Genomic DNA, 21,385 nt, shown 5'->3' on the forward strand with positions numbered 1-21,385 from the left:
CGCTTCAAGCAGCGCCTGAAGCGTTCAGATCATGCCCCGAGCGAGCCGCGCGGCGCGAGCTCGGTCTGCGAGGCGAACCAGTTCATGATCCAGCGGTACACCCACGGGATCGGGATGATGAAGCACATCAGGATGGCGGCCACGATGCCGCGCCAGAGGATATCGAGGCCGCTGCCCTTGAACACGATCTCGCGCCGGGTGCCCTCGACGTTGCGGCAGAACCAGCGCATCTGGGCCGCGGCCACCCAGGCCCAGCCGATGATGGTGATGATGGAAATCGCAAACAACAGATTCCAGCCGATATAGGCCCAGACCGAACCGGTGAAGCTGAGGCCCAGCGGCTGCTCGTTGGAGGCGAGGTTCGCGACCATCCATTTGATCAGCAGCCAGTAGAGCACGATCTGCACGATGAACAGCAGATTGCTCAATATCTCGCTGCCGACGAAGCCGAGCGCGATGGCGAGAACGATGAAGCCGAAATACCACGGCACCAACGTCATCGCATTGCCGGTGAAGCTGAGGTTCGGCCGCCCGGGGACGTTCACGCAGGAGACGATCCATCTGGTGTACCAGACGAAGGCCCAAGGCGCCGGGATGACGAAGATCATTCCGATCAGCAGGACGATGCTGCGCCAGGTGAATTCGAGGATGCTGAAATCGACCGAGAGCGATCCACCGCTTGCATAGCCGGCAGCGCCGCCATAGCCACTTCCGCCCGTCGGGACCATCGGCGGCGCACCGCCGCCGATCAGGCCGGGAATTTCGGCGGCCTTCTGCCAGCCGGCCATGCCCTCGGTCCAGACCAAGGTGTCCGGACGCACGACGCCCTGGGCAACGAGGTCGCGGAATTGCCCTTCCGGAAAGGGCCCCTGCTGCTTGCCCTCGGATGCGTAGAACCAACTCGCCATGGAACGTCCCCCTCGAACTTAGGTGTGTACCGGCCGGGACGCTTCGGTTCACGCCTGGGTTCACCGCATCCATGCCAAAAATGCATTGTGAATGATGAACAGCTGCCCTGTACAGAGGCGGCCGTTCACATGACCGCCCTTGGCCAAACGTTTTTCCGCTTCAATCTGCAACTTTTTTGTGCCATTTGCCCGGAAAGATGCCAGATTGACGCAGCGCCGGGGACATACGGCGCGGCGCATCCCGGGGAATAGGCCTGACCATGAAACTCGTCGTCGCGATCATCAAACCCTTCAAGCTCGATGAGGTCCGCCAGGCCCTAACGGCGATCGGCGTGCACGGCATGACCGTGACCGAGGTGAAAGGCTATGGCCGGCAGAAGGGCCACACCGAGATCTATCGCGGCGCCGAATATGTCGTGAACTTCCTGCCGAAGCTGCGCATCGAGATCGCGGTCGCTTCCGACGTCGCCGACAAGGCGGTCGCCGTGATCACCGCGACGGCGCGCACCGGCCAGATCGGCGACGGCAAGATCTTCGTCACGCCGATCGACCACGCGCTGCGCATCCGCACCGGCGAGACCGACAGCGACGCGCTCTGACTTTTTGTTTTGACGCGTTTTCTTGTCACGCGAACCGGTATCCACTTCGCTCGAAAACGCTTTGACACGACTGCTTCGATCGCACCGGGCAAATACGCCATGATGTGCGACGCCAATTGATGCCGGGGGGAACGATATGGCGGGATTGTCGCGCCGCGCAGCTGCCAAGGCTGCGCCAATCGGATTTGTGTCCGTCCTAGCTGCGCCGGCGCACGCGGCGGCAAACGAGATCAGCACCGCCGACACCGCCTGGATGATCGTCGCGACAGCGCTGGTGCTGATGATGACGATCCCGGGGCTTGCGCTGTTCTATTCCGGCATGGTGCGCAAGAAGAACGTGCTCGCCACCATGGCGCAGAGCCTGGCCGCGGTGATGCTGATCTCAATCCTCTGGGTGGCGTTCGGCTACTCGCTGTGCTTCGTCGGCGACGGCCCCTGGATCGGCACGCTCGATCGCTGGTTTCTCGCCGGCATGACCATGGACAGCGTCAACCCCGCGGCGAAGACGATCCCGGAATCGCTGTTCATGCTGTACCAGATGACGTTTGCCGTCATCACGGTGGCGCTGGTCGCGGGCTCGGTCGCCGACCGCATGCGGTTCTCCGCCTATCTCCTGTTCTCGGTCGCCTGGTTCATCTTCGTCTACATTCCGCTGGCGCATTGGGTGTGGGGTGGCGGCTTCCTCGCCAGCATGGGCGTGCTCGATTTCGCCGGCGGTCTCGTCGTGCATCTGTCGGCCGGCACCGGCGGCCTCGTTGCAGCCAAGGTGATGGGACGCCGTCACGGCTACGGCACCGAGAATCTCTCGCCGTTCGATCTGTCGCTCGCAGTGATGGGCACCGGCCTGTTGTGGGTCGGCTGGTTCGGCTTCAACGGCGGCTCGGCGCTCGGAGCGAACTCACGCGCGGTGATGGCGATCATCGCGACCCATCTGGCCGCCTGCGCGGGCGCGCTGACCTGGGGCGCGATCGAATGGGCGACCCGGCGCAAGCCCTCGGTGCTCGGCATGATCTCCGGCGCGGTCGCAGGTCTCGGCACCATCACGCCGGCCTCGGGCTTCGTCGCGCCATGGCACGGCATCGTCATCGGCATCATTGCCGGTGCACTCTGCTACTGGGCCTGTACCTGGCTGAAGCACCGCTTCGACTACGACGATTCGCTCGACGTCTTCGGCGTCCACGGCATCGGCGGCCTGACCGGCACCCTGCTCGGCGGCGTGTTCGCCACCAGCGCCATCGGCGGCACCGCCGGCCTGCTGGAGGGCCATCCGCAGCAGCTCCTGATCCAGTTCTATGGGGTCGCCGTGACCTTCGTCTGGTCGGCGGGCGTCAGCTTCATCCTGCTCAAGCTGGTCGGCCTGTTCGTGCCCTTGCGCGTATCCCGTGAGCACGAGCTGGAGGGTCTGGATATTTCGCAGCACGGTGAAGCCCTGCAATAGGCGCCGACGCTACGTAAATACCGCCTCGCTGCCCGAGGCGTGAGCAACATTGTGTCGGGAGCCTGTCTTGCCCTTATTTTAAGCAGGCGTGACCACGTTTTGAGCGCGACGTAATAGCGCACTGCATCGCAGCACCCGCCAAAGGCGAAAACCCCCGTCTTCATAGTCCGTTAGGCAATCCGCCTGATCTGGCACGGCATTTGATTCTAGGGGTCCGGCTGTGCCCGCGTAGTGAAACTTCTCCCTCGTGGCGAACCAGTCGAGAACGCCCGGCCACGTCCGGACCGGGCCCAAGCGGGGATAGGACCCATGAAAATTGTTATGGCGATCATCAAGCCATTCAAGCTTGAAGAAGTCCGTGACGCCCTGACCGCCATCGGCGTTCACGGTCTCACGGTGACGGAAGTCAAGGGGTATGGCCGCCAGAAGGGCCATACGGAAATCTATCGCGGCGCCGAATATGCCGTGAGCTTCCTGCCCAAGATCAAGATCGAGGTCGCTGTCGCCTCCGACCAGGTCGACAAGACCATCGATGCCATCACGTCCGCGGCGAAAACCGGACAGATCGGCGACGGCAAGATCTTCGTCATCAACCTCGACCACGCGGTGCGTATCCGCACCGGCGAGGCCGATGCCGCGGCCCTCTGATTTCGCGCTCAACCTTATCCAAGCAGGAGTAAACAATATGACGTTCAAGCGTCCCTATGGCGCGGGACTGGCGGCTCTCGCAGTCGGCCTGTTCGCTGCGACCGCAGCCTACGCCGAGCCAACGGTCAACAAGGGAGACAACGCCTGGATGCTGACATCGACAGTGCTGGTGCTGTTGATGACGATCCCCGGCCTCGCGCTGTTCTACGGCGGTCTGGTTCGTTCCAAGAACATGCTCTCGGTCCTGATGCAGGTGTTCTACACCGTCTGCGTCGTCTGCGTGATCTGGGCCGTATACGGCTACAGCCTCACCTTCACCGGCGGCTCCGACTTCATTGGCGGCTTCTCCAAGGCCTTCATGATGGGCGTCACCACCGACACGAAGGCCGCGACCTTCTCGGTCGACGCCAACATCTCGGAGCTGATTTACGTCTGCTTCCAGATGACCTTCGCGGCGATCACGCCCGCTCTCATCGTCGGCGCCTTCGCCGAGCGCATGAAGTTCGCGGCGATCGCGCTGTTCGTTCCGCTCTGGGTGACGCTGGTCTATTTCCCGATCGCGCACATGGTCTGGTACTGGCAGGGTCCGGACCTGATCCAGGATGCGGCCAAAGCGTTGGCTGCCGCTACTGACGCGGCGGCGAAGACCGCGGCCCAGGCCAAGCTCGACGAGCTCAACGCCGATGCCGGCTGGATCTTCAAGATGGGCGCGATCGACTTCGCGGGCGGCACCGTGGTGCACATCAACGCCGGTATCGCGGGCCTCGTCGGCGCTCTCCTGATCGGCAAGCGCGTCGGCTACGGCAAGGAGCTGATGGCCCCGCACTCGCTGACCATGTCGATGATCGGCGCCTCGCTGCTCTGGGTCGGCTGGTTCGGCTTCAATGCCGGTTCCAACCTCGAGGCCAGCGGCGGCGCTGCGCTCGCCATGACCAACTCCTTCGTCGCCACCGCAGCCGCCGCGCTGTCGTGGATGTTCGCGGAGTGGATCATCAAGGGTCATCCCTCCGTGCTCGGCGTGATCTCAGGCGCCGTCGCGGGCCTCGTGGCCGTCACGCCCGCCGCCGGCTTCTCCGGCGTCATGGGAGCGATCGTCCTCGGCCTCGTCGTCGGCGTGGTCTGCCTGTTCTTCTGCACCGTGGTGAAGAACGCGCTCGGCTACGACGACTCGCTCGACGTGTTCGGCGTGCACTGCATCGGCGGCATCGTCGGCGCCATCGGCACCGGCATTCTGGTCAACCCCGCGCTCGGCGGCGCCGGCATCATCGACTATTCGGCGATCCCGCCGAAGGTCGCCGATTACGACTTCGCCACGCAGATGCTCGCCCAGATCAAGGCCGTCTGCACCACGCTGGTGTGGTCGGGCGTCGGCTCGGCGATCCTCTTCAAGGTTGTCGATGTGATCGTCGGCCTCCGCGCCAATGTCGAGAGCGAGCGTGAAGGCCTCGACATCACCGAGCACACCGAGCGCGCCTACAACATGTGACCCTCTCCTCCCGGGCGCGGTCTCTTCGGGGACCGCGTCCACAACTACGGTTCGGGCACATACCCGGCAATGCCCTGACCGTTGAGGGGCTCCAGCGCAAGCTGGAGCCCCTTTCTTTTGATCGCTCCGCCTGCAGGCGCCTCCGGGGGAGGGGGGACCGTCCATGCACGCCGCTGTCTCCGGCCCCATTATTCCCGCTCTGGACGCGGGCGGCGGCCGATGGTTAATCGCGTCTTAACCTCGCCCTATCTATGGTGAACTGAACCGCTTCCCGCCGGCGCCTTTGGTAGCGACCGGCCGTTCCAAGAGTACTGGCGCCCAACGAATGGCTCTGACCGCTTCATCCCGTGCGCCGCAGGGCGGTAATGGCTCCGATTCCGAACGCTCGCCCTTCGTCCGGCTGAACGAGCTGCTGGCCCCGCATCAGCCGGGCAAGCCCTTGATTTCGCTTGCGGTCGGCGAGCCCCAGCATCCCGTACCCGACTTTGTCGGCCCGGTGCTGGCCAAGCACATCGCCGATTTCGGCCGTTACCCCGCCAACAAGGGCACCGACCCGTTCCGCAACGCCGCCGGGGCCTGGCTGTCGACGCGGTTCAAGCTGCCGCGGCCGCTCGATCCCGAGAGCGAGATTCTCGTCCTCAATGGCAGCCGCGAGGGGCTGTTCCTCGCCGCGATCGCGGCCGCGCGCTATGTCGGCCCGCGTCCGGGCAAGCCCGCGATCCTAATGCCGAACCCGTTCTATCCGGTCTACGGCGCGGGCGCGCTTGCGGCCGCTTGCGAGCCGGTCCATCTGCCGACCACGGTCGAGAACGGCTTCCTGCCCGATCTCGACGCCATCAATGAGGCGACGCTGGCGCGCACGGTGGCGTTCTACCTGGCTTCGCCCGCCAATCCGCAGGGCTCGGTCGCGAGGCCCGGCTATTTCAAGCGATTGAAGCAGCTCGCCGATCGCTATGGCTTCGTGATCCTCAGCGACGAGTGCTATTCCGAGATCTACACCCGCGAGGCACCCGGCAGCGCGCTGGAATGCGCCGGCCCCGACTTCACGCGCGTGGTCGCGTTCCAGTCACTGTCGAAGCGCTCCAACCTGCCGGGCCTGCGCGTCGGCTTTGCCGCCGGCGACAAGAGGTTCATCGGCATGTTCCTCGAGCTGCGCAACATCGCCGCGCCCCAGGTGCCGGTGCCGCTGCAGCATGTCGCGACGGTCGCCTATGGCGACGAGGCGCATGTCGAGGAGAATCGGCGGCTGTACCGGATCAAGTTCGACCTCGCCGACCAGATCATCGGCAATCGTTACGGCTATCGCCGCCCCGATGCCGGCTTCTGCGTCTGGCTCAACACCTCCGAGATCGGCGATGACGTGTCGGTGACGCTCAAGCTGTTCAAGGAAGCCGGCGTGCGCGTGGTGCCCGGCAGCTTCCTGGCGCGACAGCAGCCTGACGGATTCAATCCCGGCGCAGGCTATATCCGCCTCGCACTGGTGCAGGACGGCGAGACCACGGCGCAGGCGCTGCACCGGCTGGTCGAGACTCTGGGTTAGGCGGGGCCCGTGAGCATGTCGGCAATCGAACGCGTCATTCCTCTGGTCGGCCATCTGCCGCCCTCGATCCGCGAGGGGCTGGCGCGGCGCATGCGCGAGCTCGCCGGCCTCGGCCTGATCGCGCTGGCGGGCATCGCCGCGGCGGCGCTGATGACGTGGTCGGTGCAGGATCCCAGTCTCAGCCACGCGACCTCGCGGCCGATCCGCAACATCCTCGGCTATGCCGGCGCGATCGGCGCCGATCTCGCCATGCAGATCCTGGGGCTCGGCGCGATCATGCTGGTCCTGACCGTTGCGGTCTGGGGCTGGCGTATGATGACGCATCGGCCGTTCGACCGCGAGGCGCTGCGGCTCGGCTCCTGGATTCTCTGCACGGTGATCGCGGCAGGCTTCGTCAGTTGCTTTCAGCATGGCGGGGCCTGGCCGCTGCCGACCGGCCTCGGCGGCGTGGTCGGCGATGCGCTGGTGCGCGCGCCCGCGGTGATCTTCGGGCCGGCCGGTACGATCTATCGCATCGTGCTGGGCACGATCCTGTTCGCCGCGATGACAGCGACCTTCCTGATCGCCTGCGGCCTCGGCGCGCGCGAGCAAGACGACGAGATCGCTGAGGTCGCCGATGACGACAAGCCGCTCGACGAAGACGAGGAGAGCGATCGGGGTTCGGTCTCGCTGGGCTGGCTGTTCCATGCATTGATGAGCACCAAGGCGCGGCTGATCTGGCTGTGTGGTGCCGCCTACCGCTCGCTGGTCTCGAGCGGACCGAAGACCAAGGCCGCCCAGTTCAGCCGGCAGGAGCCGAATCTCGGCGGCGGCCGCTCGGCGCCGTCGATCTCACCGCAGTCTCAAGACGAGGACTACGAGGACGAGCACGAAGACGAATTGGAGGACGAGGAGGAGGAAGAGGAGGAGCCCGCCGCGCGCGCCCCGAAGAAGAAAGCCGCGCCCAAGCCCGCTTCCAAGAAATCCTCCGACAAGTTCGACCTCCCGTCCGTCTCCATGCTGGCCGCACCAAAGGCCGGCGATCGCCAGCCGCTCAGCAAGGCCGAGCTGGAGAACAATTCCCGTTCGCTCGAAGGCGTGCTGCAGGATTTCGGCGTGCGCGGCGAGATCGTGAAGGCCAATCCCGGTCCGGTCGTTACGCTGTACGAGCTGGAGCCGGCGCCCGGCATCAAGTCCTCGCGCGTGATCGGCCTTGCCGACGACATCGCCCGCTCGATGAGCGCGCTGTCGGCACGCGTCGCCGTCGTGCCCGGCCGCAACGCGATCGGCATCGAGCTGCCGAACGCGCATCGCGAGAAAGTCTATTTGCGCGAATTGCTGGTGGCGAAGGAGGCGACCGACACGGTGGCGAAGCTGCCGCTCTGCCTCGGCAAGACCATCGGCGGCGACCCCGTCATCATCGACCTCGCGCGCACCCCGCACATGCTGATCGCCGGTACCACCGGCTCGGGCAAGTCGGTCGCGATCAACACCATGATCCTCAGCCTGGTCTACCGGCTGCGGCCGGACCAGTGCCGCCTGATCATGGTCGATCCGAAGATGCTCGAGCTCTCCGTCTATGACGGCATTCCCCATCTGCTCACGCCTGTTGTGACCGACCCGAAGAAGGCGGTGGTCGCGCTGAAATGGGCCGTGCGCGAGATGGAAGAGCGCTACAAGAACATGGCCAAGCTCGGTGTGCGCAACATCGACGGTTACAACACGCGCCTGCTCGAATTGAAGGCCAAGGGCGAGGAGCCGACGCGCACGGTGCATACCGGCTTCGACAAGGAAACCGGCAAGGCGATCTACGAGGAAGAGAAGCTCTCGCTCGATCCGCTGCCCTACATCGTCATCATCGTCGACGAAATGGCCGACCTGATGATGGTCGCCGGCAAGGACATCGAAGGCGCGGTGCAGCGTCTGGCGCAGATGGCGCGGGCCGCAGGCCTGCACGTGATCCTGGCGACGCAGCGTCCGTCGGTCGACGTCATCACCGGCACCATCAAGGCGAACTTCCCGACCCGTATCGCCTTCCAGGTCACCTCCAAGATCGACAGCCGCACCATTCTCGGCGAGATGGGCGCCGAGCAGCTGCTCGGCCAGGGCGACATGCTCTACATGGCGGGCGGCGGCCGCATCAGCCGCGTGCACGGACCGTTCGCCTCCGACGAGGAAGTCGAGAAGGTGGTGCGTCACCTCAAGACGCAGGGACAGCCGGAATATCTCGAAGCCGTCACCGCCGAAGAGCCGACCGAGGACGAGGACGGTGCCGTGTTCGACGCCACCGGCATGGGCGGCGATGGCGGCGGCGATCTCTTCCAGCAGGCGGTCGCGATCGTTAAACGCGATCGCAAGGCCTCGACCAGCTACATCCAGCGCCGCCTGCAAATCGGCTACAACCGCGCCGCATCGCTGATGGAGCGCATGGAACTGGAGGGCATCGTCGGTCCCGCCAACCATGCCGGCAAGCGCGAGATTCTGGTCGAGGAAGAAGACAGCCATATGTGAGGCGAGGAGCCTCTGAGCAACATTTCACGCAAATTCGATATCTGCTTTTGCCCGAAATCACGGTAAAAGGGCGCCCAGCCACACAGGACGACGCGTTGATCAGACATCCGGACATTCGATTCGCTGCCACGATCGCCGCGCGAAGCGCGCGCTTGGCCGGCGTGCTTCTCGTCACCGCCGCGATGGTGACCGCTGCGTCTTTCGCGCAGACCGTGCCGGTGCCGAAGCCCGCGCCGAAGGGGCGTGACGGCGGCGCGACCGCCGGTGGGCCGGCCGTCACCGGCGCGACGCAGGCGCCGCCCAATCCGGTGATCCCGGATCCGCGGCGCAACGTTCCGAGCAGCATCTTCCAGACCTTCGACGCCAACCAGAAAGCGCAGGCGGCCAAGGTCAGCGCCTATCTGTCGTCGCTGCAGACGTTGGTCGGGAATTTCGTCCAGGTCGGTCCCGACGGCAGCAAGACGCAGGGCGACTTCTACATCCAGAAACCCGGCAAGGTACGCTTCGAATATGATGCGCCGAGCCCGATCGACATCGTCGCCGACGGATCCTCGCTCGTGGTGCGCGACCGCAAGCTCGCGACCCAGGACGTCTACCCGCTGTCGCAGACGCCGCTGCGCTTTCTATTGTCCGACCGCATCGACCTGATGAGGGACACCAATGTCGTTGGCGTCTCGGCCGACGACGTCTTCGTCAGCGTCACCATCGAGGAGAAGCAGGCCCTGGTCGGCACCAGCCGCTTGCTGCTGATGTTCGGCGCCAAGGACGGCCAGCTCAAGCAGTGGACCGTCACCGATCCGCAGGGCTACGACACGACGATTGCGGTGTACAATCTGGACTCGAGCAAGAAGCTCGACCCCAACATGTTCAAGATCGATTTCACCAATTACAACACGCCGTCGCGGGGTTGAGCGCTCCGCTGCCGTAGGGTGGGCAAAGGCGCTCTGCGCCGTGCCCACCACCTCTCCTCACGGCCATCACGGTGGGCACGCTTCGCTTTGCCCACCCTACGAGAGCTCGCTGTGGACAAGCATTTTCCCCACGCCAATCCATGCTAAGACGCATTTCCTATGCGTCTTTCCCTGACAACCTGGAACATCAACTCGGTGCGGCTACGCATCGACCTGGTCGCGAAATTTCTCAAGAGCGCGCGGCCAGAAGTGCTGTGCCTGCAGGAGACCAAGTGCATCGACGATGCTTTTCCGCTGAAGCGCTTCAAGCGGCTCGGCTACGAGCACGTCGCGCTGAACGGTCAGAAGGGCTATCACGGCGTCGCCATCATCTCGAAGATCCCGTTCGAATCGAAGGACATCCGCACCTTCTGCGACAAGGTGGATTCGCGCCACATCTCGGTGTCGTTCGGTGAAAAGGCGGGCATCGCAAAACCACTGGTGCTGCATAATTTCTACGTGCCCGCGGGCGGCGACATTCCCGATCCCGCGCTGAACGAGAAATTCGACCACAAGCTCCGCTTCCTCGACGAGATGAAAGCGTGCGAGCCGCTGCATCCGCGCGGTGAGGACCGCCACATCCTGGTCGGCGATCTCAACGTCGCCCCGCACGAGAACGACGTGTGGTCGCACAAGCAGCTGCTGAAAGTGGTCTCGCACACGCCTGTCGAAACGGAGAAGCTGAAGGCGGCGCTCGCGGCCGGCGAATGGGTCGACGTCGCGCGCGAGCGCATCCCGATGTCGGAGAAGGTCTATACGTGGTGGAGCTACCGCTCCGCCGACTGGACCATCGGCGATCGCGGCCGCAGGCTCGACCACATCTGGGTCTCGCGCGCGCTGAAGGATGCAGTCAGCGATTTCAGGATTCTGCGCGATGCGCGCAGCTGGGAGCGGCCATCGGACCACGTGCCTGTGACGGTGACGCTGGAGGTGTGAGCCGCCCTCGTCATTCCGGGGCGCGCCACTTGGCGCGAGCCCGGAATCCATTCATCAACTGACTCTGCCGCTCAATGGATTCTCAGGTGCGCAATTGCGCACCATAGTTCGCGACTTCGTCGCGCCCCGGAATGACGAGGGCTCAGCTCGTCAGCTTTGCACCCGCCATCAGGATATCACTGGCAATCTGGCTGGAGCGCACCGCGAACTCGTCGCGCAGGCGCACCGCCGCAGCGGGATCGCTTTCGAGCACGCGCTGGAACAGGCTGCGGGCGACGCGGATGACGGAGGAATGCTCCAGCGCGACCGCGCTCGACGGCCGCTTCATCGGCACCACCAGCGCGAGCTCGCCGATCAACGCGCCGGGACCGGCGATCATTTCGGCGCCGGCGCCGTCCTCGACCCGGAAGGCGCCGCGCTGGACCACGAAGCCGGCGTCGGCGTCGTCGCCGAGATTGAACAGCACGTCGCCGCGGACGAAATCACGCTGCTCCGAGCCGATCGCCAGCATGCGCAACGAGGCGTCTCCCAACAGGCGCAGTGTCGGGACACGCTCGAGAAGCGCTACATCATCGTCGATTGACATTCAGGTCCGAGGCTCGAAGGCGTGCGATCTAAAACGATTCGCACGCCATCGAAGCGTATCACGGCACCAGCTTGTAGCCACCGGCTTCCGTCACCAGGATCTCCGGGTTGGCGGCGTCCTTCTCGATCTTCTGGCGGAGGCGGTAGATGTGGGTTTCCAGCGTGTGCGTGGTGACGCCGGAATTATAGCCCCAAACCTCCTGGAGCAGGGTCTCGCGCGACACCGGCATCTGGCCGGCCCGGTAGAGGAAGCGGAGAATTGCGGTTTCCTTCTCGGTGAGGCGGACCTTGCGGGCATTGGCCGCGGTGAGCATCTTCGAGCCGGGACGGAAGGAGTAGGGTCCGACCGAGAACACCGCGTCCTCGCTGGCTTCATGCTGACGGAGCTGGGCGCGGATGCGCGCCAGCAGCACCGCGAAACGGAAGGGCTTTGCCACATAGTCGTTGGCGCCGGATTCCAGGCCCAGGATCGTGTCGGAATCGGTGTCGTGCCCGGTCAGCATGATGATCGGGGCCTTGAAGCCGCCCTTCCGCAGCGAGCGGACAACCTCGCGGCCGTCGGTGTCGGGCAGGCCGACATCCATCAGAACCAGATCGGGGGAATTGGCCTTCGCGGCGCTGGCGCCCTTGGCGCCGGTATCGACCGCAGAGGCTTCGAATTCTTCGTGTAGCGATAATTGCTCCACCAACGTGTCGCGCAGATCGGTATCGTCATCCACGATCAGGATCTTGCGGGCATTGGCCATGGGGGGTCATCCTTTTGGGGTCCGGCTCGGCGGCACATCCATGCCGCACCCAGCCGCGAGGGGAAGTTTAAGGTCGCCGTGATTATTGTTGTTCGTGTTGAAGTAGTGGGCTGTTACCGATTCACAAGCCGGAAGCACTCTAACCCAAGATAGCAGGACGTTTGGATGAATGTCCTGTAATGAATTCGACATTGCACGTTCACATGAAAAACAAAGCAGCTTCAGTCGGTTACATCAGGAATCGAGGCCCCGGGCCGCTCTCGGCGATCCGCGTTAAGCCTGCTGCCGGCAATCCGCGCCGAGGCTGGCTGACGGCGGGAGCGCTGACCATTCCGGTTGCGCTGGGGCGAGGCGGCATTCTCGCCAACAAGCGCGAGGGCGATGGCGGCACCCCCAGAGGCAGCTTCCGGCCCAGGCAATTGTGGTGGCGGGGCGACCGGCACAGCCGTCCCCGGACGTTCCTGCCGGCCCGGATGATCACCGGCGTGGACGCCTGGTGCGAGGATCCGCGGGACCGCCGCTACAACCAGAGCATCCGGCTCGGCGAGGGGCAGGGCGGCGACCGGCTCCGGCGCGCCGACCATCTCTACGACTTCATCATCGAGATCGACCACAACACCCGACCCCGCATCGCCGGCCGCGGCAGCGCGGTGTTCCTGCACCTTGCCCGCGACAATTTCGGCCCGACCGCCGGCTGCGTCTCCATGACGAAATCCGCCATGCTGCAATTGCTGCGGCGCCTGGGCCCGCGCACAAAGATCATCATCGGGTGAGGCACACCGCCGTCATTGCGAGGAGCCCTTGCGACAATATTGACAGCGTTCGGGCGGCATCGGCCCTCGCCAACGGCAATTACCGATGCCCGAAGATCGCGCTGCCGACGCGCACATGGGTGGCACCCAGCATGATGGCGGTCGCGAAATCGGCGCTCATGCCCATCGAGAGATTCGTCAAGCCATTGCGCGCGGCGATCTTGGCCGTGAGCGCAAAGTGGGCGGCGGGCGGCTCGTCGACCGGCGGGATGCACATCAATCCGGAGATCGTCAGCCCGTAGGTGTCGCGGCAGCTTGCAATGAAGGCATCGGCCTCGCCCGGGGCAATCCCGGCCTTCTGCGGCTCCTCGCCGGTGTTGATCTGGACGAACAGCTCCGGGTGCCTGTTCTGGGATTCGATCTCCTTGGCTAACGCTTGGCAAATGCTCGGACGGTCGACCGAATGGATGGCGTCGAACAGCGCAACCGCCTCTTTCGCCTTGTTGGATTGCAGCGGCCCGATCAGATGCAGCGCGATATCGGGGTAAGCAGACGTTAACGCCGGCCACTTGGCTTTGGCCTCCTGCACCCGATTCTCGCCAAATACGCGCTGTCCTGCGGCGATAACCGGGATAATTGCATCCGCCGCGAACGTCTTGGACACGGCGATCAGCGTGACCGAGGCGCGGTCACGCTGCGCGTCCCTGCAGGCGCGTGCAATTTCGGCTTCGACCGCGGCGAGCGCGTTTGGTGAATGGCCGGTGACCGGCGCGACGTTGGCTTCCGTCATGACGTCTCTTGGTTGTGACCTTAGCCCGAGTTAGGTCCAATTTTACCGAGTTCAAGAAACAGTTTTTGAACCCTTCGCTTTACCTTAGCCCGCGGGGTGGGTAGCGAAAATGGCAAGCGTCAGTCTCAACCGCAAGCGCGCGAAACTCAAGCAGGTTCTCGGTATCCGGGCGCGGCTTGCGTTGCTCGCGGTGATTCTCGTGACGCCCTTGATGATCGAGCGCATCCGTTCCCTCGAAGACACGCGCGCGCGGCAAGTTGCGCAGGCCGCGGCTGAATTCACCACGGTGGCGAGGCACAGTGCCGATGCGCAGCGCCAGGTGATCTCGTCGGTCGAGACCATTCTGAAATCGGAGGCCTTCATCCGCGCCTCCGCCGGCGGCATCAGCAAGAGCTGCGACGTGCTGCGCGCGAGCCTGCCGTCGAGCCTGCCCTGGATCCGCACGCTTCTGATCGCCGGCCAGGACGGCCGCATCCAATGCGCCACCAACAACATGTATGTCGGCCTCGATCTCAGTGATCGACCGTACTTCCAGCAGGCCCAGGAAACCGGCCGCTTCGTGCTGAGCGACTTCATCATGTCGCGACCGGTACCGTCGCCAACGGTGATGGCGGTCTATCCGGTCTCCGCCTTCAGCGGTGTGGCTGATGCCGTCGTGCTCGCCACCGTCAATCTCGACTGGATGTCGAAGGTCATGAACAATCTGGGCGGTCGCGCCGGCATCACTGCGGTGCTGGTCGACAGCGCGGGCACCGTGCTGGCGGCCCCGGCCGATCAGCACAGCGCGGTCGGCCGTCCGCTCGACAACATGCCGCTGATGTCCGCGATCGCCGACAAGGCGCTGCGCTCTGATCAGGATGAGGGTTCGCTGTCCTTTCTCGCCGCCGACGGCTCCCGCCGCGCGGTCAGCTATATCCGCATCGCCGGCACCAATGCCCGCCTGATCGCCAGCATCGACGAAGACAAGGTGTCCGCAGCGGTCAGCCGCGACATCCGCACCGCCTATCTGCAGCTCGCCTTCGTGCTCATGTTCGTCCTGCTCGGCGCGCTGATCGCCGCCGAAAAGCTCGTGATCAAGCCGATCGAGATGCTCGCCGACATGGCCAAGCGGCTCGGCGAGGGCGACCTGTCGGCGCGCGCCGCGCGCAATCGCCTGCCCGCCGAGTTCGTGCCGCTGGCCCGCGCGTTCAACGCGATGGCCGCGCAGCTGAGCCAGCGCGAGCGCGAGCTGATCGCAAGCAACGACCGCCTGACGGTGATGGCTTCGATCGACATGCTGTCCGGTCTCGCCAACCGCCGCGGCTTCCAGAGCCGGCTGGATTTCGAATGGATGCGCGCGCAGCAATATGGCAGCGAGCTGGCGCTTCTGATGATCGACGTCGACCATTTCAAGCTGTTCAACGACACCTACGGCCATCTCGAAGGCGATTCCTGCCTGACGCGGCTCGGCGAATCACTGTCCGGCATCGCCGCCGACACGATGGGCTTCGCGGCCCGCTACGGCGGCGAGGAGTTCTGCCTGCTGCTGCCGAACACCGACGTGACGCGCGCCGTCGCGATCGGCGAGCAGGTGCGTTCGTCCGTGCTGAGGCTCTGCCTGCCTCACATCACTTCGAACCACATGATCGTCACGGTCTCGATCGGCGTCGCCGCGACCAAGCCGAGCGAATCCTTGCGTCCCGGCGACCTGATCGAAGCCGCCGACGCCGCGCTCTACGCCGCCAAGCATCGTGGCCGCAACAATGTCGTCGAGCACGGCGTGCAGGCGATCGCGACCGGCACGGCCGAGATGATGATGGTGGCGAGCGCCTAAAGCGCTGGTTCTTCACCTCGCCCCGCTTGCGGCGTCTGAACTGTGCACTGCCGGACACGATAGATTCCACATCGTCATGGCCGGGCTTGTCCCGGCCATCCACGCCTTGCCCACAGCACAAAGAACGTGGATGCCCGGGACAAGCCCGGGCATGACGGCCTGTCGTCTCGCCCGAGCTAGCCCGCAGCGCCGGCGCGATCGAGCTCGATCTCCGTCACCACACGATTGCGGCCGCCGCCCTTGGCGAGATAGAGCGCACGGTCGCAGCGTTCGATCAGATCCGTGATCGCCTCGCCGACCCGGAATTGCGCAACGCCGATCGACACGCTGATGCCGGGCAGGGTCTCGCCGGTCGAGCGACGCGTGAGCGTGCAATCTGCGATCGCGCGCCTGATGCGTTCGGCGATCTCGGCGCAAGCGGCGAGATCGGCGTCCGGCAGCACCGCGATCAGCTCCTCGCCGCCATAGCGGGCCGGCAGATCTTGCGCGCGAACCTTCTCGCGCAGGACCTTGGCCATCAGGCGCAGCACCTGGTCGCCGACACCGTGGCCGAAATTGTCGTTGAACGACTTGAAGTGGTCGATGTCGAGCATCAGCACGCTGAGCGGCTCGCCCCATTCCGCCGTCGTCTGCGCCTTGCGCAGGAATTCGTCGAGGGCCCGCCGGTTCGCCAGCCCGGTCAGCGTGTCGGTCCGGGCGCGCTGCTCGGACCGCGACAGCGAATCGCGGATCACGTCGAGTTCGCGGGTCTTTTCCGCAAAGCCTGCCTCCAGCCGCGTCGCCCGCGTGGCCGCCCGCGCCAGCTCGTTCATGAGCTGGGCCACCAGCAGCTTTGGATCGACGCCGGCCTTGCCCTGGTCGGCCACCTGGCTGATGACCTGCATCTGCGAATGATTGTCGGCGATCGCCGTCGTCAGAAACTCCTTCGCCGTCCCCATCAGCGCCTGCAGCCGCTCGGACGTGTCGACCACGACGGCACTCACCTGGGGCGCGACGTAGGTCTCGAACAGATCCTGATTGGTTTGGGCGTCGAAGGGACGATTGTGGTCGATCAGGAGATCGATCGCGTTGCGCAGATCGTCATGGCTGCCCGCGAAATACTGGAACCAGACGGCAAAGTTGGCCGGGGTCGGTGCAATCCGCTGTTCGGCCATGCTCCGCATCGCCCGCCCGGCGACGGACGCGGCATAGTCGTAATCGGGATCGTCGAAGCTGGAATCCATGTGCGGTAACGCGGCCTTGTCGGGCTTGCAACTTGGCATCGACGCCTTAATCACACCCCAACGCGGACCCTCGTAGTTATGCGGAGGGATCAAAGTTCCAAAACGCGGCAACCCATTGACCCCTTAAGGGCTTCTATGGCCTAGTCCGCCGTCTTGAGACGGCCGAACCACGAAAACCCAACGATTCCATGACCTCCGAACGCTATAACGCCCGCGACGCCGAACCGCGCTGGCAACGCCTCTGGGACGAGCAGGCGATCTTCGTCTCCAAGAACGACGATCCGCGGCCGAAATATTACGTGCTCGAGATGTTCCCCTACCCGTCCGGGCGCATCCATATCGGCCATGTCCGGAATTACACGCTCGGCGACGTGCTGGCCCGCTTCATGCGCGCCAAGGGGTTCAACGTGCTGCATCCGATGGGCTGGGACGCCTTCGGCCTGCCGGCCGAGAACGCCGCGATCGAGCGCAAGGTGGCGCCGAAGGCCTGGACCTACGACAACATCGCCGCGATGAAGAAGCAGCTCCGCTCGATCGGGCTGTCGCTGGACTGGTCCAGGGAGATCGCGACCTGCGACCCCTCCTATTACAAGCACCAGCAGAAGATGTTCCTGGATTTCCTGCGCGCAGGGCTTGCCGAGCGCGAGAAGCGCAAGGTGAACTGGGACCCCGTCGACATGACCGTGCTCGCCAACGAGCAGGTGATCGACGGCCGCGGCTGGCGCTCGGGCGCCGTGGTCGAGCAGCGCGAGATGAACCAGTGGGTCTTCAAGATCACGAAGTACTCGCAGGAGCTGCTGTCGGCGCTCGACGGGCTGGACCGCTGGCCCGACAAGGTGCGCCTGATGCAGCGCAACTGGATCGGCCGCTCCGAGGGCTTGTTGATCCGCTTCGCGCTGGATGCGGCGACGACGCCGGCCGGCGAGAGCGAGCTGAAGATCTTCACGACGCGGCCGGATACGCTGTTCGGCGCCAAGTTCATGGCGATCTCGGCGGATCATCCGCTGGCGCAGGCCGCCGCCGCAAAGAACCCTGAGCTTGCGGAGTTCATCGCAGAGATCAAGAAGATCGGCACCGCGCAGGAGATCATCGACACCGCGGAGAAGCAGGGTTTCGACACCGGCATCCGCGCCGTGCATCCGTTCGATCCGTCCTGGAAGCTGCCGGTCTATGTCGCCAATTTCGTGCTGATGGAATACGGCACCGGCGCCATCTTCGGCTGCCCGGCGCACGATCAGCGCGACCTCGACTTCGTCAACAAGTACGCTCTCGGCAACACGCCCGTCGTATGCCCGGAAGGCCAGGACCCGAAGAGCTTCGTCATCACCGACACCGCTTATGACGGCGACGGCCGCATGATCAATTCGCGCTTCCTCGACGGCATGACCATCGAGCAGGCGAAGGAAGAGGTGGCGAAGCGGCTCGAGACGGAGCTGCGCGGCAACGCGCCGGTCGGCGAGCGCCAGGTGAATTTCCGTCTGCGCGACTGGGGCATTTCGCGCCAGCGCTATTGGGGCTGCCCGATTCCCGTCATTCACTGTCCGAAATGCGACGTGGTGCCGGTGCCGGATGCCGACCTGCCCGTGAAGCTGCCGGACGATGCGACCTTCGACAAGCCGGGCAACGCACTCGATCATCATCCGAGCTGGAAGCACGTCACCTGCCCGCAATGCGGCGGCAAGGCGCAGCGCGAAACCGACACCATGGACACGTTCGTGGACTCGTCCTGGTACTTTGCGCGCTTCACCGATCCCTGGAACGAGGCTTCGCCGACCACGCCTGCGGTCGCCAACCGCATGCTGCCGGTCGACCAATATATCGGCGGCGTCGAGCACGCGATCCTGCATCTGCTCTACAGCCGCTTCTTCACCCGCGCGATGAAAGCGACCGGGCATATCGCGCTGGACGAGCCGTTCGCCGGCATGTTCACGCAAGGCATGGTGGTGCACGAGACCTACCAGAAGGCCGACGGCAGCTATGTGCAGCCGGCCGAGGTGAAGGTCGAGGTCGGCGGCAACGGACGCCGCGCCACGCTGCTGACGACGGGCGAAGACATCGCGATCGGCCCGATCGAGAAGATGTCCAAGTCGAAGAAGAACACGGTCGACCCCGACGACATCATCGAGACCTATGGCGCCGACGTCGCCCGCTGGTTCATGCTGTCGGACTCCCCGCCCGACCGCGACGTGATCTGGAGCGACGAGCGCGTCCAGGGTGCCTCGCGCTTCGTGCAGCGGCTGTGGCGGCTGGTGAACGATGCCGCCACCCTCGGCAAGGCTGCGCCGGCAGCCCGGCCGGCCAGCTTCGGCCCGGACGCCACCGCCTTGCGCAAGGCCGCCCACGGCGCGCTGGACAAGGTCACCGCCGGCATCGAGCGGCTGCACTTCAACGTTTGCCTCGCCCATATCCGCGAATTCACCAATGCCTTCTCGGAGGTGCTCCAGCGCCCCGGCCAGCCTGCCCCGGACCTCGCCTGGGCGATCCAGGAGGCCAGCCAGATCCTGGTCCAGCTGTTCTCGCCGATGATGCCGCACCTCGCCGAGGAGTGCTGGCAGGTGCTTTTTGAGAATGGTCTTGGCCGAAAGGGGCTGGTTTCGGAGGCCGATTGGCCGCAAATCGAACGCGATTTGCTGGTTGAAGACAGCGTGACCCTGGTGGTGCAGGTCAACGGCAAGAAGCGGGGTGAGGTCACAGTTGCAACAGCGGCCCAAAATCCGGAAATCGAGGCTGCCGTTTTGGCCCTCGATGCGGTAAAGCTGGCCCTGGACGGCAAGCCCGTCCGCAAGGTGATCATTGTCCCCAAGAGGATCGTGAATGTTGTCGGCTAGGATCCGTATCGCAGCCCGCTTGCTGGCAGTTGCCGCACTGGCGGCGCTGACGGCCGGCTGCTTCCAGCCGATGTATGCCGAGCGCAGCGACGGCACCCCGGGCCTGCGCGAGAAGCTGATGGGGGTCGAGCTGCCCCCGATCAACAAGCCCAATGCCTCCCGCGAGGCCCGCGTCGGCGTCGAAATCCGCAACGCGCTGGCCTTCAAGCTTTACGGCACGGCGACGGGCATGCCGCCGACCCACCGGCTCGACATCCGCTTCACCACCAGCCGTTCCTCCCTGATCGTCAGCTCCGCGACGGGATTGCCGACCAGCGAAAATCTCGGCATCGACGCCCAGTACAATCTGGTCGAAGTCGTAACCGGCAAGTCTGTGATGACCGGCTCGACCTTCTCGCGCGTGTCCTATGACATGCCGGGGTCCTATCAGCGCTTCTCGCGCACCCGCGCCGTGCGCGATGCCGAAGACCGGGCCGCCAACGAGATCGCCGAGAACATCACCACCCGGCTCGCCTCGTTCTTCACCGCGGGAACGTAATACGCTTCCGTCATTCCGGGTTCGCCTTCTGACGAGGCATTCCGGAATGACGAGTATCGGACGATATGGTCGCACTGCGCGGAAAAGAGATCGACGCGTTCCTCGCCCGCCCCGATGCGGGCCGTCCGATCATCCTGCTCTACGGTCCCGATGCCGGCCTCGTGCGCGAGCGCGCCGACGCGCTGATCGCGTCCGGCGTCGACGATCCCAACGATCCGTTCTCGCTGGTCAAGCTCGACGGCGACGAGCTCTCCGCCGAGCCTTCGCGCCTGGTCGACGAAGCCATGACGGTGCCGCTGTTCGGCGGCCGACGCGCCATCCGCGTTCGCGCCGGCTCGCGCAGCTTTGCCTCCGGCATCGAGACCCTGGCCGAGATGAACGTGAGGGATTGCCGCATCGTGATCGAGGCCGGCGAGCTCCGCCCGGAATCGCCGCTGCGCAAGGCCTGCGAGAAAGCCAAGACTGCCGTGGCGATCGGCTGTTATCCCGACACCGAGCGCGATCTTGCCAAGCTGATGGACGACGAGCTGCGGATCGCGAATTTGCGCATCGCGCCGGACGCCCGCGCGGCGCTGATGTCGTTCCTCGGCGGCGACCGTCAGGCCTCGCGTAACGAGCTGCGCAAGCTGACGCTCTACGCCCATGGCAAGGGCGAGGTCACGCTGGATGACGTCATGGCCGTGGTCGCCGATGCCTCGGAGCTGAAGCTCGATCCGATCGTCGACGGTGCCTTCGCCGGGCGGCCCGACATCGTCGAGACCGAGTTTGCGAAAGCGATGATCGCCGGGACCTATCCCGGCGTGATCATCTCGGCCGCCCAGCGCCAGGCCGCGTGGCTGCACAAATCCGCGCTGGCGATTGCCGACGGCACGCCTGCCTCCGCCGTGCTCGACGGCGGCTTTCCGCGCCTGCATTTTTCACGAAAGCCCGCGGTCGAAACCGCGCTGCGCAATTTCAGCCCGGCGCGGCTCGCCGCTGTGATCGAGCAGCTGGCGACCGCCGCCCTCGACACGCGCAAGCAGTCCACCCTCGCCGCTGCCATCGCCCAACGTGCGCTGATGGCGATCGCCGCGAATGCGAAACGGCGGGGCTAGACCTCCGCTCTCTCCACGTCA

18 protein-coding genes are annotated in these 21,385 nt (G+C 65.0%); 13 read left to right on the forward strand and 5 right to left on the reverse strand.

Annotated elements, in window-relative coordinates; translation table 11 throughout:
- Nucleotides 1-29: 29 nt before the first annotated feature.
- Nucleotides 30-908, reverse strand: coding sequence for a DUF4339 domain-containing protein (locus N2605_RS34525; RefSeq protein WP_260345157.1), 879 nt, complete (start codon nucleotides 906-908; stop codon nucleotides 30-32).
- Nucleotides 909-1,168: 260 nt separating this feature from the next.
- Between N2605_RS34525 and N2605_RS34530 the strand changes: the two genes are divergently transcribed.
- The 8 genes from N2605_RS34530 (at nucleotide 1,169) to N2605_RS34565 (ending at nucleotide 10,995) form a co-directional block, all read left to right on the forward strand.
- The gene (locus N2605_RS34530) at nucleotides 1,169-1,507 is read left to right on the forward strand and encodes a P-II family nitrogen regulator (RefSeq protein ID WP_008142802.1); all 339 of its coding nucleotides are present in this window, start codon (nucleotides 1,169-1,171) and stop codon (nucleotides 1,505-1,507) included.
- 136 nt (nucleotides 1,508-1,643) lie between these two features.
- Entirely contained in the window at nucleotides 1,644-2,945 is a 1,302-nt protein-coding gene (locus tag N2605_RS34535; RefSeq protein WP_225174076.1) for an ammonium transporter, read from the forward strand.
- 309 nt (nucleotides 2,946-3,254) lie between these two features.
- A complete protein-coding gene (locus N2605_RS34540) occupies nucleotides 3,255-3,593 on the forward strand; it encodes a P-II family nitrogen regulator (RefSeq protein WP_008142813.1) in 339 nt (112 codons plus the stop codon).
- 37 nt (nucleotides 3,594-3,630) lie between these two features.
- Complete coding sequence (locus N2605_RS34545) at nucleotides 3,631-5,079, forward strand: ammonium transporter (RefSeq protein ID WP_036003055.1); 1,449 nt, start codon at nucleotides 3,631-3,633, stop codon at nucleotides 5,077-5,079.
- Between the two features lie 325 nt (nucleotides 5,080-5,404).
- Nucleotides 5,405-6,619 (forward strand): aminotransferase class I/II-fold pyridoxal phosphate-dependent enzyme, encoded by a 1,215-nt coding sequence (locus tag N2605_RS34550; RefSeq protein WP_225113159.1) that lies wholly within the window; start codon nucleotides 5,405-5,407, stop codon nucleotides 6,617-6,619.
- Between the two features lie 9 nt (nucleotides 6,620-6,628).
- Nucleotides 6,629-9,109 (forward strand): DNA translocase FtsK, encoded by a 2,481-nt coding sequence (locus N2605_RS34555; protein WP_036024275.1) that lies wholly within the window; start codon nucleotides 6,629-6,631, stop codon nucleotides 9,107-9,109.
- Nucleotides 9,110-9,261: 152 nt separating this feature from the next.
- On the forward strand, nucleotides 9,262-10,020 hold the full coding sequence (locus N2605_RS34560; protein ID WP_036003066.1) for an outer membrane lipoprotein carrier protein LolA: 759 nt from the start codon (nucleotides 9,262-9,264) through the stop codon (nucleotides 10,018-10,020).
- A gap of 159 nt (nucleotides 10,021-10,179) precedes the next feature.
- Nucleotides 10,180-10,995 (forward strand): exodeoxyribonuclease III, encoded by an 816-nt coding sequence (locus tag N2605_RS34565; protein WP_036003067.1) that lies wholly within the window; start codon nucleotides 10,180-10,182, stop codon nucleotides 10,993-10,995.
- Nucleotides 10,996-11,137: 142 nt separating this feature from the next.
- On the opposite strand, the gene N2605_RS34570 is transcribed toward N2605_RS34565, so the two are convergent.
- Complete coding sequence (locus tag N2605_RS34570; protein WP_025033074.1) at nucleotides 11,138-11,581, reverse strand: Crp/Fnr family transcriptional regulator; 444 nt, start codon at nucleotides 11,579-11,581, stop codon at nucleotides 11,138-11,140.
- Between the two features lie 58 nt (nucleotides 11,582-11,639).
- Nucleotides 11,640-12,326: a response regulator transcription factor gene (locus N2605_RS34575; protein ID WP_008142830.1), complete on the reverse strand. Its 687-nt coding sequence runs from the start codon at nucleotides 12,324-12,326 to the stop codon at nucleotides 11,640-11,642.
- A 203-nt stretch (nucleotides 12,327-12,529) separates the two neighbouring features.
- On the opposite strand from N2605_RS34575, the gene N2605_RS34580 reads away from it, so the two are divergent.
- Nucleotides 12,530-13,099, forward strand: coding sequence for a L,D-transpeptidase family protein (locus N2605_RS34580; RefSeq protein ID WP_036003068.1), 570 nt, complete (start codon nucleotides 12,530-12,532; stop codon nucleotides 13,097-13,099).
- A 79-nt stretch (nucleotides 13,100-13,178) separates the two neighbouring features.
- Here N2605_RS34580 and N2605_RS34585 read toward each other — a convergent pair whose 3' ends face one another.
- A complete protein-coding gene (locus tag N2605_RS34585) occupies nucleotides 13,179-13,868 on the reverse strand; it encodes a YggS family pyridoxal phosphate-dependent enzyme (protein WP_225148208.1) in 690 nt (229 codons plus the stop codon).
- Nucleotides 13,869-13,977: 109 nt separating this feature from the next.
- Between N2605_RS34585 and N2605_RS34590 the strand changes: the two genes are divergently transcribed.
- The gene (locus N2605_RS34590) at nucleotides 13,978-15,681 is read left to right on the forward strand and encodes a sensor domain-containing diguanylate cyclase (RefSeq protein WP_109141973.1); all 1,704 of its coding nucleotides are present in this window, start codon (nucleotides 13,978-13,980) and stop codon (nucleotides 15,679-15,681) included.
- A gap of 176 nt (nucleotides 15,682-15,857) precedes the next feature.
- On the opposite strand, the gene N2605_RS34595 is transcribed toward N2605_RS34590, so the two are convergent.
- Nucleotides 15,858-16,835, reverse strand: coding sequence for a GGDEF domain-containing protein (locus N2605_RS34595; RefSeq protein WP_260347535.1), 978 nt, complete (start codon nucleotides 16,833-16,835; stop codon nucleotides 15,858-15,860).
- Nucleotides 16,836-17,092: 257 nt separating this feature from the next.
- On the opposite strand from N2605_RS34595, the gene leuS reads away from it, so the two are divergent.
- The 3 genes from leuS to holA all read left to right on the forward strand — a co-directional run bounded on the left by leuS (nucleotide 17,093) and on the right by holA (nucleotide 21,364).
- The gene (gene leuS / locus N2605_RS34600; protein WP_260345180.1) at nucleotides 17,093-19,732 is read left to right on the forward strand and encodes a leucine--tRNA ligase; all 2,640 of its coding nucleotides are present in this window, start codon (nucleotides 17,093-17,095) and stop codon (nucleotides 19,730-19,732) included.
- Complete coding sequence (gene lptE, locus N2605_RS34605; protein ID WP_225127968.1) at nucleotides 19,719-20,270, forward strand: LPS assembly lipoprotein LptE; 552 nt, start codon at nucleotides 19,719-19,721, stop codon at nucleotides 20,268-20,270. The genes leuS and lptE overlap by 14 nt, the downstream gene beginning before the upstream one ends.
- A gap of 65 nt (nucleotides 20,271-20,335) precedes the next feature.
- Complete coding sequence (gene holA / locus N2605_RS34610; RefSeq protein ID WP_057025788.1) at nucleotides 20,336-21,364, forward strand: DNA polymerase III subunit delta; 1,029 nt, start codon at nucleotides 20,336-20,338, stop codon at nucleotides 21,362-21,364.
- Nucleotides 21,365-21,385 lie beyond the last annotated feature (21 nt).

It is taken from the genome of Bradyrhizobium yuanmingense, assembly GCF_025200905.1.
Classification (GTDB): domain Bacteria; phylum Pseudomonadota; class Alphaproteobacteria; order Rhizobiales; family Xanthobacteraceae; genus Bradyrhizobium; species Bradyrhizobium yuanmingense.